This is a genomic window from Chryseobacterium sp. Bi04 (assembly GCF_918698085.1).
Lineage (GTDB): Bacteria > Bacteroidota > Bacteroidia > Flavobacteriales > Weeksellaceae > Chryseobacterium.
On sequence record NZ_CAKKLP010000028.1, the window covers coordinates 1 to 11,205 of the forward strand.

13 protein-coding genes are annotated in these 11,205 nt (G+C 35.4%); 9 read left to right on the forward strand and 4 right to left on the reverse strand.

Annotated features, from left to right (window positions below; all coding sequences use genetic code 11):
- Window positions 1-29 precede the first annotated feature (29 nt).
- The 3 genes from bioD (at window position 30) to bioA (ending at window position 3,173) form a co-directional block, all read left to right on the forward strand.
- Window positions 30-641, forward strand: a complete 612-nt coding sequence (gene bioD, locus LQV47_RS22330) for a dethiobiotin synthase (protein WP_230041343.1) — start codon at window positions 30-32, stop codon at window positions 639-641.
- 2 nt (window positions 642-643) lie between these two features.
- The gene (bioB, locus tag LQV47_RS22335; protein WP_230041331.1) at window positions 644-1,627 is read left to right on the forward strand and encodes a biotin synthase BioB; all 984 of its coding nucleotides are present in this window, start codon (window positions 644-646) and stop codon (window positions 1,625-1,627) included.
- Window positions 1,628-1,883: 256 nt separating this feature from the next.
- The gene (gene bioA / locus LQV47_RS22340; protein ID WP_230041332.1) at window positions 1,884-3,173 is read left to right on the forward strand and encodes an adenosylmethionine--8-amino-7-oxononanoate transaminase; all 1,290 of its coding nucleotides are present in this window, start codon (window positions 1,884-1,886) and stop codon (window positions 3,171-3,173) included.
- Between the two features lie 114 nt (window positions 3,174-3,287).
- Here the strand turns inward: bioA and LQV47_RS22345 are convergent, their stop codons facing one another.
- Entirely contained in the window at window positions 3,288-3,605 is a 318-nt protein-coding gene (locus LQV47_RS22345; protein WP_230041333.1) for a helix-turn-helix domain-containing protein, read from the reverse strand.
- Window positions 3,606-3,698: 93 nt separating this feature from the next.
- Here LQV47_RS22345 and LQV47_RS22350 point away from each other — a divergent pair, with 93 nt between their 5' ends.
- Together LQV47_RS22350 and LQV47_RS22355 are read left to right on the forward strand one after the other, a co-directional pair.
- Window positions 3,699-4,475: an MBL fold metallo-hydrolase gene (locus tag LQV47_RS22350; RefSeq protein WP_230041334.1), complete on the forward strand. Its 777-nt coding sequence runs from the start codon at window positions 3,699-3,701 to the stop codon at window positions 4,473-4,475.
- A 48-nt stretch (window positions 4,476-4,523) separates the two neighbouring features.
- A complete protein-coding gene (locus tag LQV47_RS22355; protein WP_230041335.1) occupies window positions 4,524-5,231 on the forward strand; it encodes a YetF domain-containing protein in 708 nt (235 codons plus the stop codon).
- A gap of 23 nt (window positions 5,232-5,254) precedes the next feature.
- On the opposite strand, the gene LQV47_RS22360 is transcribed toward LQV47_RS22355, so the two are convergent.
- Window positions 5,255-6,460: an MFS transporter gene (locus tag LQV47_RS22360; RefSeq protein WP_230041336.1), complete on the reverse strand. Its 1,206-nt coding sequence runs from the start codon at window positions 6,458-6,460 to the stop codon at window positions 5,255-5,257.
- A gap of 71 nt (window positions 6,461-6,531) precedes the next feature.
- Here LQV47_RS22360 and LQV47_RS22365 point away from each other — a divergent pair, with 71 nt between their 5' ends.
- Entirely contained in the window at window positions 6,532-7,314 is a 783-nt protein-coding gene (locus tag LQV47_RS22365; protein ID WP_230041337.1) for an AraC family transcriptional regulator, read from the forward strand.
- Between the two features lie 596 nt (window positions 7,315-7,910).
- A complete protein-coding gene (locus tag LQV47_RS22370) occupies window positions 7,911-8,519 on the forward strand; it encodes a hypothetical protein (RefSeq protein ID WP_230041338.1) in 609 nt (202 codons plus the stop codon).
- A gap of 174 nt (window positions 8,520-8,693) precedes the next feature.
- On the opposite strand, the gene LQV47_RS22375 is transcribed toward LQV47_RS22370, so the two are convergent.
- Together LQV47_RS22375 and LQV47_RS22380 are read right to left on the reverse strand one after the other, a co-directional pair.
- Window positions 8,694-8,915, reverse strand: a complete 222-nt coding sequence (locus LQV47_RS22375; protein ID WP_230041339.1) for a hypothetical protein — start codon at window positions 8,913-8,915, stop codon at window positions 8,694-8,696.
- Window positions 8,909-9,832, reverse strand: a complete 924-nt coding sequence (locus LQV47_RS22380; RefSeq protein WP_230041340.1) for an IS1595 family transposase — start codon at window positions 9,830-9,832, stop codon at window positions 8,909-8,911. Before LQV47_RS22380 ends, LQV47_RS22375 begins: the two co-directional genes overlap by 7 nt.
- A 93-nt stretch (window positions 9,833-9,925) precedes the next feature.
- Between LQV47_RS22380 and LQV47_RS22385 the strand changes: the two genes are divergently transcribed.
- Together LQV47_RS22385 and LQV47_RS22390 are read left to right on the forward strand one after the other, a co-directional pair.
- Complete coding sequence (locus LQV47_RS22385) at window positions 9,926-10,171, forward strand: hypothetical protein (RefSeq protein ID WP_230041341.1); 246 nt, start codon at window positions 9,926-9,928, stop codon at window positions 10,169-10,171.
- Between the two features lie 442 nt (window positions 10,172-10,613).
- Complete coding sequence (locus LQV47_RS22390) at window positions 10,614-10,982, forward strand: hypothetical protein (protein WP_230041342.1); 369 nt, start codon at window positions 10,614-10,616, stop codon at window positions 10,980-10,982.
- Window positions 10,983-11,205: the final 223 nt, after the last annotated feature.

The window sequence follows — 11,205 nt, forward strand, 5'->3', positions numbered from 1 at the left end:
ACCCCGAACCCGGAACCCCGAAAACTCATATGAAACTATTTATAACAGGAATAGGAACCGAAATAGGAAAAACCATCTGTTCAGCCGTTTTGGTGCAGTATTTTAAAGCAGATTACTGGAAACCCGTACAGTCCGGAGATCTCCATTATACAGACCGTCATAAAATTGAGGACTGGACAGAGCATACCACCTGCTATCCGGAAACACATCGCCTGCAACTGGCTGCATCTCCTCATCAGTCTGCACGGGAAGAAAACATACAGATTCAACTTGATGATTTTCAATTGCCGGACACTGAAAACTCATTGATTGTAGAAGGTGCCGGAGGATTGATGGTACCGCTTTCAGATCATATTTTCATGATTGATCTGATAGAGATACTGGAGCTGCCTACAGCGCTTGTTGTCAGAAACTATTTAGGATGTATCAATCACAGCTTGCTCTCCATAATGGCATTACAGCAAAGAAATATAAAGCTTGAATACCTGATCCTTAATGGAACGTTTCCTGATGATACAGAAAGACTCATCTGCAGCTTTATTGAAAATGAAACAAAAATTATCAGGATTCCGGAGATTACCCATGCTGATAAAGAACATATTAAAATGGCTGCAAAGCAATTAACAATAACAAAATTATGATAATGGATAAGAAAACAGAAATCAGACACAACTGGACCAAAGAAGAAATTGAAGAAATTTATCATTTACCCCTGATGGAGCTTATTTATAAAGCTGCCACAGTACATAGAGAGCGACACGACCCCTCTGAGGTACAGATCTCTACTTTATTGTCGATTAAAACCGGAGGATGTCCGGAAGACTGTTCTTACTGTGGGCAGGCAGCACGCTACCACACCAATATCAAAGTACAGGCTTTATTACCTACGGAAACGGTAATAGCTCATGCACAGAAAGCTAAGGACGGTGGTTCCTCCCGTTTCTGCATGGCTGCAGCATGGCGCGAAGTTCGTAACAACCGTGATTTTGACAGAGTGATCGATATGGTAAAAGGAGTTAATGAATTAGGATTAGAAGTATGCTGTACATTAGGAATGCTTACCGAAGAACAGGCAATACGGCTTCAGGAAGCAGGTTTGTATGCCTACAACCATAATCTGGATACTTCTGAACAGTATTATGAAGAAATCATTTCCACCAGAACATTTGACAACAGGATTAATACGATCAACAATGTAAGGAAGGCTGGAATCACAGTATGTTCAGGAGGAATTATCGGTCTTGGAGAAACACATAGGGACAGGATTTCAATGATTTTGACCTTAGCAACGATGCCTAAGCATCCGGAATCTGTACCCATTAATGCATTGGCAAGGGTAGAAGGAACACCATTGGAAAATAACGAAAAAGTAGATACCTGGGAAATGGTAAGAATGATTGCGACCGCAAGGATTGTAATGCCGGCTTCTATGGTGCGACTGAGTGCTGGACGTATTGAAATGACAGAAACTGAACAGGCATGGTGTTTTATGGCAGGTGCCAATTCTATTTTCACAGGAGAAAGAGAAACCTTATTGGTGACTCCTAATCCCGGGGTATCTGAAGATATGCAGATGCTGGAAACACTGGGATTGAAACCCATGATGAAAAAAGAAACTTGTTGTTAAAAAATGACTATAGAGTTATGAGTTATGAGTTATGAGTTGTGAATTTTGAATTTTGAATTACAAATATTGAGTTATGAGCTTTTGGATTTTAATTATGACTATACTAAACTTCATTGCAGTACTTCTGTCAGATTTATTAGTAAGCTATATACTACTAACCTGTAGCGGATTGTAAACTTAAAAATCTGCCGGACAATATGTTAAAATTACTAAGGTAGTTTTACAATTTACATATCCCATCATTAATATATTTTACATGAATACAATAATAAAGAAGAGTCTTCAGGAAAGAGATAAAGCAGTCAATTGGCATCCGTATACCCAGATGAAAACAGCTGCTGATGCCATACCGATTGTTAAAGGAGAAGGGGTTTACCTTTATGATCACCAAGGTAAAAAATATCTGGATGTAGTCTCTTCGTGGTGGGTTACTCTGCATGGACACTCTCATCCTTATATTGCCCAGCGGGTATTCGAGCAGCTTACCACCCTCGAACAGGTTATTTTTGCCGGATTTACCCATGAGCCAGCTGTACAGCTTTCAGAAAATCTATTGAATATTCTTCCTCAAAACCAGGACAAGGTATTTTATTCCGACAATGGTTCCACAGCGGTAGAAGTAGCGCTGAAGATGTGTATTCAATATGCCCACAATCAGGGAAAGGAGAAAACTAAAATTTTAGCTTTTAAAAATGCCTATCATGGAGATACATTCGGAGCAATGGCTGTAAGTGGAAAAAGCTTTTGGACCAAACCTTTTGAAAGCAGGTTATTTGAAGTTGTTTTTATCGATACTCCTACAGCGGAGAATCTGGACGATTTAAAAATACAGATTGGGCAGCTAGCAGATGAAGTGGCTTGTTTTATTTTTGAACCGTTGGTGCAGGGAGCGGCAGGAATGCTGATGTACAGCGCAGAAAATCTTGATGAATTGATGCAGTATTGCAGGACGCAGGAAATTTTAATGATTCAGGATGAAGTGTTCACAGGCTTCGGAAGGACCGGAAAACTTTTTGCAACAGATTACCTTACAGAAAAGCCCGATATCATGTGTTTTTCAAAAGGATTAACAGGCGGTACCATGCCTATGGGTATTACAACCTGTACGCATGAAATTTACAAAGCTTTTTTATCTGATGACCGTCATAAGACATTATTCCACGGACATTCTTTTACGGCTAATCCTTTAGCGTGTACAGCAGCTCTGGCCAGTATGGAACTATTACTTACCAATGAAACTCAAATGAATATCAATCGCATTACTCATCAGCATTCGGAATTTATAAAAATAATTTCCTTGCATCCACAAGTTGAAAATACACGTCAGATCGGAACTATTTTAGCTTTTGATTTTAAAACCGGGAATGGTACTTCTTATTTCAATGAAATAGGGAAGAAGCTTTATAATGAATTCTTACAGAGAGGGATGATTATGAGGCCGCTGGGAAATGTAATATATCTGGTTCCGCCTTATTGCATTACCTCCGAAGAATTGGATTTTGTATATCAGAATATTATAGAAGTCCTGGATCAGTTTAGGCATTAAACAGTCTTTAAATAGTACTATTTATACAACCTTATAGGTTTTTGAAACCTATAAGGTTTAAAATAAAGATAAATCCAGATTTTCATCGCAAAAATGTATTATTGCAAAATTATATTATGCCTTTAAATGATTTCCCCATTCATGGAGCTCAGAAAGAATAGGGCCCAACTTTTGTCCTTTTTCCGTTAACCTGTAATACACTTCCAGAGGAAAATTGTACACTTCAATCCGTTGAATAATATCATTTTCCTCCAGCTGTTTCAGCTGTTCTGCTAATACTTTCTTGGAAACTCTCGGCATTTTTCGCCAAAGCTCCACAAAACGTACCTGCTCCTCCTCAAAAAGAGAGGATAAGATCAGAGGTTTCCATTTTCCGGACAGGATATCCAGGCTCCGTCGCAGGCCACAGGTTTTAAATTCTTCAAAATTCATCAATTCCTTACTATAAATATGGTTAACCTTTTGGTAACCATCGATTATTTTTTCTTATTTAGCCGTTAGCTTTGCTGTACAAATTTAAACAAAATGAAACTACAATTATGGCGTAACGCCACATTGCTACTGAATATTGAGGGTACCACCATTTTAGTTGATCCCATGCTTGGAGAAAAAGGATCTTTAGGGAAGTTTCCTATGACCGGTAATGAATTATTGAATCCTTTGGTAGACCTACCTTTCAGCAGAGAACAGTTAATTGAAAAGCTGCAGACAATAGATGCCGTGGCAGTTACTCACCTCCATCCTGATCATTGGGATGAAGAGGCGATAAAACTTCTCAACAAAAATACACCTATACTTTGCCCGGAGATCATTGCTGATCAGATCGCTGAATATGGCTTTAAGAATATTATTTCCATTAATGAACACATCCGTTGGAAAGATATTGACATTTCTCTCACGAAAGGACAGCATGGAACCGGAGAAATTGGAGAAAAAATGGGCGTGGTGAACGGATTTGTTTTTAAAACAGCCGATCAGTCCGTTTATATTGTTGGAGACAGTATCTGGTATAATGATATTGCAGAGGAGATAGACAAACATCAGCCACAGCATATCATTGTAGCAGGTGGAGCAGCCACTTTTTTGGTAGGAGATCCTATCATTATGACGAGTGAAGATATTGTAAAAGTCTGCAGGCAGGCTCCTGAAGCATTGGTATGGATTACCCATCTGGAGGCAGTAAGCCATTGCAAAGAAGACAGGAACTTCATCAGGGAAAAAATAGCTAAGGAAGAACTTGGCGGGCAATGTTTTATCCTCAAAGATGGTGAAGAGGTAAGTTTAAGCATTAGTTTACAGTAATAATAAGAATATGGCTTATTTTTTGAATTCTTGCTGATAAATAATTTTATGCTTTCAGTTTTTCTCTTAAATCTTGATTGGAAAGAATTATTATTGGGACATGAAGAATGGTCTTTTCTTTTAGAGATCATTCTTCGTACCATGATTATGTTCATGGCTATTATTATCGGGCTGAGGATTTTAGGAAAAAGAGGAGTTAAACAGCTCTCTATCTTCGAGCTGGTGGTTATTATCGGACTGGGTTCTGCTGCCGGAGATCCCATGTTTAATAAAGATGTCGGAATTATTTCTTCCCTTATCGTTTTTATTGTCATTATTCTCCTGTATACAATTGTTACTTTTTTTATTGGAAAAAGTAAGACTTTCGAAAAGCTGGTGGAAGGAAAATCCATCTGTCTGATAGAAAATGGTGAATTTTCCATTAAGAACTTTCAAAAAGAAAATTTGGGAAGTGATGAATTCTTTGCAGAACTTAGATTAAAAGGTGTTTCGCAACTTGGGCAGATTGAAATGGCAATTGAAGAAATCTCCGGAGAGATCAGTGTATTTTTTTATGAAGACCAATCTGTAAAATATGGACTTCCCATTATGCCAGACTCCCTGGAAAACCCATTAAAATCTATTCATAATGAAGGATATTATTCCTGCACCTTCTGTGGTCATACAGAACATAAAACAGCAGGCAGTACAGAAAACTGCCCTAGCTGTTTAAAGGATGAATGGGTAGCGTCCAGTAACAAAAAACGCATAACCTAAGGTTAATTTTGTCAACATTTTCTTTAATCTTCCACATAGTTATTCTTTGCCGCTTTCAGTCCAAAATACAGCATGATCAGTACGGCAATACTCAGGAAATAAAAAGAGGTGTTCCATGAGATATCCCAATCATGAAGTTTTCCAAAAACAGGAGGCCCGAATCCGGCAATAAGATATCCTACAGATTGTGCCATTCCTGAAATTTTCACTGCATTAATACTGCTTTTGGTTCTTGTGGAGAAAAACAGGATAGACAAACTGAAAGACAACCCATTGGAGAGTCCTATAATAACTGCATTTACATAAATCCATTGGGATTTTAGCAGGACAAACATCATAGTACTCGTAAACATTAAGGCGCAGATAAAAAGAATCATAATCCTTTGATCCTTCATTTTACTGGCTATAATCGGGCAGCAAAACGTCACCGGAATCATCGTAATCTGGATTACAAAAAGAACCCAGCCGGAGCTTTCTCCCTGCATATTATAATCTGCAAGGAATGAAGGTAGCCAGGCAACCATACAATAGTAGAACAGGGACTGAAGTCCCATAAAGATACTAATATTCCATGCCTGGGAAGATTTGAACATATTAATCCCAGAAGTACTCAGCGCCACTTTAGGTTGGTCAGAATTTTTTTTGTTGAAAACAAGTTCAAGAAGTAAAACAAGAAACCCCAATCCCGCAATTATCAGCCAGATTCCTAATGAACCCCGCCATCCAAAGCCTGTCCATTCTCCAATTCTTACACTAAAGCCAGAAGCCAGGGCAGCTGTAAGATTCATAGAAACAGCAAAAATTCCGGTCATAAGCCCAATCTGTTTCGGAAAATTATTTTTAACATATCCGGGGGTTACCACATTCCCAATACAAATTCCCAACCCAATGAATATCGACCCTAGAAATAACATAGATAACGATCCGGAAATACGAAGAAAAAGTCCAAGACTTAAAATAAGTAAGGAATACATCAACAGCTTACTGATTCCCAGCTTATTGGAAAATCTACTCACCAATACAGAACAGCCTGCAAACATAAAAAGAGGAATGGAGGTCAGTAAACTCACCTGAAAATTATCCAGCTTTAAAGCCTGTCTCACCTCATTTAATACAGGAGATACTGCAACGATTGGTGAACGGAGATTACTTGAGATCAGTATCACCACCAATACATTAATGACCAGTAAAGCATAAGATGCTTTTTTTCTTATTTCACTCTTCATCATAATAAAAACTTTTGTGCAAAATTAACATAGTAATTTTGTTTAATTTTGCCAAAGTTTTAACCTGAAACGACATGAATGCAAATAACAGTATAGAAGTAGATGAGCTGCATAAACCCTATTTTGTCTGGTTTGAAGAAGACTGGATTCATGATGATGTGCTTCACCAGCATCAAAAAGGGCAGTTGGTGTATGTGGAAAGCGGGTTTCAGTATATTACTATTGAAGAAAGAATTTATCTTCTTCCGCAGAATCATGCCGTCTGGATTCCTCCCAATGCCATCCATAAGACCAATTCCCATTCCGAAAAAATCAATCTGATGATCATGTTTGCGGAAGTGGATAAAAAAGACTCTTTTTATCATGAAGTCAATGTGTTTTCAGTTCCTCCGGTTTTAAAGGAAATGATAAGATATGTGGAAAAATGGTCTAAACTTCTATCAAAAGATGCTGATGAAACCATATTTTTAAAAGCATTATTCAATGAACTTCCTCATTTTGTAGAACATTCTCTGAAACTTCATATCTGCCTTCCAAAAGACAAACGCCTGACAAAAGTGATAGAACATCTGCATCATGATTATCATAAGGAAATCAGAATAGAAGATCTGGGAGAGACTGCATTATTGTCTACCCGTACTTTAGAACGTATTTTCAAAAAAGAAACTGGACTTACCCTAAGCAAATACCAGCAGATGCTAAGAATCATCAAGAGCCTGGAGCTTTTGAGTTCAGGAAATCTTACCATTTCCGAAACGGCCTATGAAGTAGGGTACAAGAGTGTGCAGGCTTACACCAGAAGCTTTCAGTCTGTCATGCAGTTCCGGCCTACCGATTTTATAAAAAACATTAAATAGCAGATAAGGTTCCAGTTTTTAGCCTTATTCCCAAGTATCATAAATGTTGAATAATATGTTTATGCTTTCGATCTTACTATAAAGCAATAAAAAGGGATTTATTAATCATTGTAAATTTATATGACGCCCTATAATAAGGTGTTTTTTGTTTTCAAATTATGTAATATTTCACTATTTATCGCATTTTCATATTAGCAGTAAATAATCAATTATAAGGTTAATGGAAGCAAAAAGGTCCCCACGAATGGAGACCTTAAAAAAACACAAATGATGAAAAAAAATTATTTCGATTCACAAATATAAGTAAAATTAATATTATGCAAAACATTATATATGCATTTTTTTTAAAAATTATTGATTTTAATAGAAAATAACTATTCTCTAATTGATGTAAGCTTTCTTTAGTATTGTGGAATTTTATGGATACTTAATTATACCTCTTCAAATAATCTATTCTATTGACATCAGAAGGTATATCATGAAAATCCATAATCCTTTATTAAAAAAAATGACGGCATACGTTCGTATTTTTGATTGTGACTGCGCTCATAAAATAGGACACATTATTTTCATTAATTTGTTTTAAAACAGACAGTATGAAACCAAAGCAAATACAGGGAGTTCCCCAACAAAGATCCGGCGGATTTCATGACACTGAAAGCAGAAAACAATTTGAACCGGCATTGATTCCGTTGAAATTTGAAATAGTAAAAAAAAGATTTTTCTCCATCCACAAATGGAAAAGTTATTGTGGAGATGCTTTTGCAGCATTTAAACTCTACGATTCCAATGCTAATCCCGTTGACAGAGAGCCTCTAAAAGGTGATTTTATCAGAATCAATATTCCGGGGCCGGGCGAAACTGAAGCAAAAGGTTATGATTGGGTAGAAATAACAGATATCTGCTATTATGAAGACAACTCCTCTGAAAGTATTATAATTACCTGCAGACCATCAAAGGATCCTGAGAATAAAAAAAGCAGTCATATTGCCCACTTTTACAGCTCAAAAGCAACTTCCACATTCATGATCTATAGAGACTCAACCTATATAAAAACCGCAGTATACGGGAGAAACGAATCTCCCAATTTCAACGCAGCATTCTTAGATATCATCAGAAATATGATGGTGGCTGCCGGAGGCATAATGGGAATCGCCAAAATACAGTGGCAGCAGCTTACAGATGGTTTTCTGGATTTTGAGTAGAAATATCATATCTCTTTTTTGATCTAGGTCAAAGTTCTTCAGTTACCGGATTTTTAATTTCGCGGCTTATACAAAGCTATGGTAGAACTTGAAAAAATTATCTGGATCTCAATTATTTTAATTATTATTATTATTATTATTATGGTAATTATATACTATTTTACACTAAACAGGTTAATCCTTCTTAGGAAAGACCTGTTTAATTATTTTGTCAAATTCGGTCTTAACATGTACACCTTCTGCTTTAACTAAAGCTATATCATTAACGTACATTATTTTACTCACATCTACTTTAAAGTCCGGATGATTATCTTTTATATCCTGAACATCAAAGTATTCAATATTATCTATCATAATACTTTTCACTCTTTTTCTTTTTAATTGTTCGTTTAACATAGTTCTTTGTATTTAGTTCGGACATTTGAATTAGACAGCAAATATCTGAATTTTTCTTGGTCTGATACCTTTTTCAAGTTAAATCTATAAACAAACTCGTCAACATACTTTTGAAGGTGTTTCTTTGAAACATGATTATACATTCCTGAAACACTTTTCTTTAAAATATTCCAGCTTCCTTCAATATTGTTTGTGTGAATCGAGCCATCTTGCAAACTCACATATTCTTTCTTTGAATGATCAATGATTCTATGGTCGTAATATTTGTTTAATCCAGTGTACCCTAGCCATTCATCAGAGATCAAAGTTGTTGTTTCTGGATTCACATATCTACAAACCAAGGGTTGAATACTGTTTCTCTTTGTGTCTGTCACAACAAAGGCATTCATTTTACCTCCACGTTGTAACATTCCCATTACAGGAACTTTATCTTTATAACTTCTGCCTTGTGAATTCGCTACTTTCTTATCCTTATGCCTGTTCTTATTCTTCCCACCAATAAATGTTTCATCACATTCAACAATTCCTTCCAATTCGTTGTTGTTTTCTATTCCAAAACAGGAACGAATCCTTTGCAACATGAACCAAGCTGTTTTCTGAGTAACACCAACATCTTTGGACAACTGTATAGAACTTATACCTTTCTTATGAGAAGTAACCAACCAAATGGCTAAGAACCATTTTCTCAAACCGATTTTAGAATTTTCAAACATTGTTCCTGTCTTAGCATTGAAATACTTTCCTGTGTTTTTACATCTGTATTTATTCTCACTGCATTTATAAACACGTGATAGTGAATCAAAAGGACTTTCGATAATTCCTCCCCATCTTTGTTCTTCTAAATAATCAATACAGGATTGCTCTGTTGAAAAGGTTTGCAATAGTTCTAATACTGACTTAATATTTGTATTTAACATTCTGATTTTATTTAAGTTACATTAAGTTACGAATTATTTTGATATGTCTATTTTGTTAAATTTTTATAGTATATTTGTATAAATGCTATAAACATGAAAGATCAGAGGGAAAGTTTTTTAAGCAAAGATTTAATTACATTTGATGATAAATTTAGATTGTTAATCAGTGAATGGAAAGAGAACAATCAGCAATTATTGGCTGAGTATAATCTTGAAGATTCCTCTTTATTCTCCGTCAATGAAATAAGTCTTAATGTAGATTCTCTTGTCTTTGATAATAATGTTCCTGAACATATAACAGAAGAAATAAAATCTTTATTTATTGCTTCCTTATCTTAAATCTATCTACTATTTGTTGAAACGATGTCAAAAGTCTTTGTACTTGATTATTATCATCGTAATAATAGAACTCTATATGCTCTTTACTGGGTAAAATGTACATAGTACTACTATATGATATTAATACTCTATCTTCTAAAAATTCAGACATTACTTTGTGTTTAGTAATGTCATTTTCTTTCCTATTTTCCATTTTATTTTCTATTTTTGTTAAACTTATCGAAAAAATAAAGCGTTCGCTTTTATTCTGTTGAAAGGAATCTGACAATTCAAAACAACACTACAGAATAAACGGTTGATGCTCATGCCTATGGCGTGGGCTATACTTGTTTGTAGTGTTAGGTTTTGTCAGAACCTCTTTCAACAAATTAAGTGTAGTCTCACGCTTTCTGCATTTTATAAACCCTCACTTTGAGACTAAGTGAATTAAACATTCACGATTATGAAACAGTATGACGAAAGAGAATTTACTTTAATCACACACGGAGATATGGAAACATATCAATGGTTAATTAAAGAGAATATCAAACGTAACAGGAGAAATGGTATAGTATTCAACATAGTTGTTTATACTTTTGTTTCTGTTATCTCTATCGTAGCTATCTTTATGGTAACTAAAGATATTTTCTTTGAAAATTATCCTATTAACTTCTTTGGCAGAGAACAGATAATAAAAAGTCAAGATCAAAAAATCAATAAGATTAATCAACAAATAGAGATGGATGATGATTACGGATCTCTTGAAACTCCAACTATTAATACCAAAGTTCAAGAGCTCGAATCAAGAGTTGATGATTTTGAATCTAATTAATTTGAATTTTATATATTTATAAAACTAAAACCGAGGAGTTTACAAAAGGTGCAGTCCTTAAAACGACACTGCATTTTTTCACTATATTGACAATCTAAGCTTCCTCTTTACTATGGTAGAATAACTTATATGGGTAGTAACCATATTATATTCATTAACAGTTTAACCTCGGTTTTGGTTTAGTGTAAAGTTGTATGTAGTTACCATTATTATTATTATTATT

What these genes read in the sequence shown, in the direction of transcription:
- bioB (WP_230041331.1), top strand. Translation starts at nt 644, where the DNA reads ATGGATAAGAAAACAGAAATCAGACACAACTGGACCAAAGAAGAAATT.
- LQV47_RS22365 (WP_230041337.1), top strand. Translation starts at nt 6,532, where the DNA reads ATGAATGCAAATAACAGTATAGAAGTAGATGAGCTGCATAAACCCTAT.
- LQV47_RS22375 (WP_230041339.1), bottom strand. Translation starts at nt 8,915, where the DNA reads ATGTTAAACGAACAATTAAAAAGAAAAAGAGTGAAAAGTATTATGATA.
- bioA (WP_230041332.1), top strand. Translation starts at nt 1,884, where the DNA reads ATGAATACAATAATAAAGAAGAGTCTTCAGGAAAGAGATAAAGCAGTC.
- LQV47_RS22380 (WP_230041340.1), bottom strand. Translation starts at nt 9,832, where the DNA reads ATGTTAAATACAAATATTAAGTCAGTATTAGAACTATTGCAAACCTTT.
- LQV47_RS22345 (WP_230041333.1), bottom strand. Translation starts at nt 3,605, where the DNA reads ATGAATTTTGAAGAATTTAAAACCTGTGGCCTGCGACGGAGCCTGGAT.
- LQV47_RS22360 (WP_230041336.1), bottom strand. Translation starts at nt 6,460, where the DNA reads ATGATGAAGAGTGAAATAAGAAAAAAAGCATCTTATGCTTTACTGGTC.
- LQV47_RS22390 (WP_230041342.1), top strand. Translation starts at nt 10,614, where the DNA reads ATGAAACAGTATGACGAAAGAGAATTTACTTTAATCACACACGGAGAT.
- LQV47_RS22370 (WP_230041338.1), top strand. Translation starts at nt 7,911, where the DNA reads ATGAAACCAAAGCAAATACAGGGAGTTCCCCAACAAAGATCCGGCGGA.
- LQV47_RS22350 (WP_230041334.1), top strand. Translation starts at nt 3,699, where the DNA reads ATGAAACTACAATTATGGCGTAACGCCACATTGCTACTGAATATTGAG.
- bioD (WP_230041343.1), top strand. Translation starts at nt 30, where the DNA reads ATGAAACTATTTATAACAGGAATAGGAACCGAAATAGGAAAAACCATC.
- LQV47_RS22385 (WP_230041341.1), top strand. Translation starts at nt 9,926, where the DNA reads ATGAAAGATCAGAGGGAAAGTTTTTTAAGCAAAGATTTAATTACATTT.
- LQV47_RS22355 (WP_230041335.1), top strand. Translation starts at nt 4,524, where the DNA reads ATGCTTTCAGTTTTTCTCTTAAATCTTGATTGGAAAGAATTATTATTG.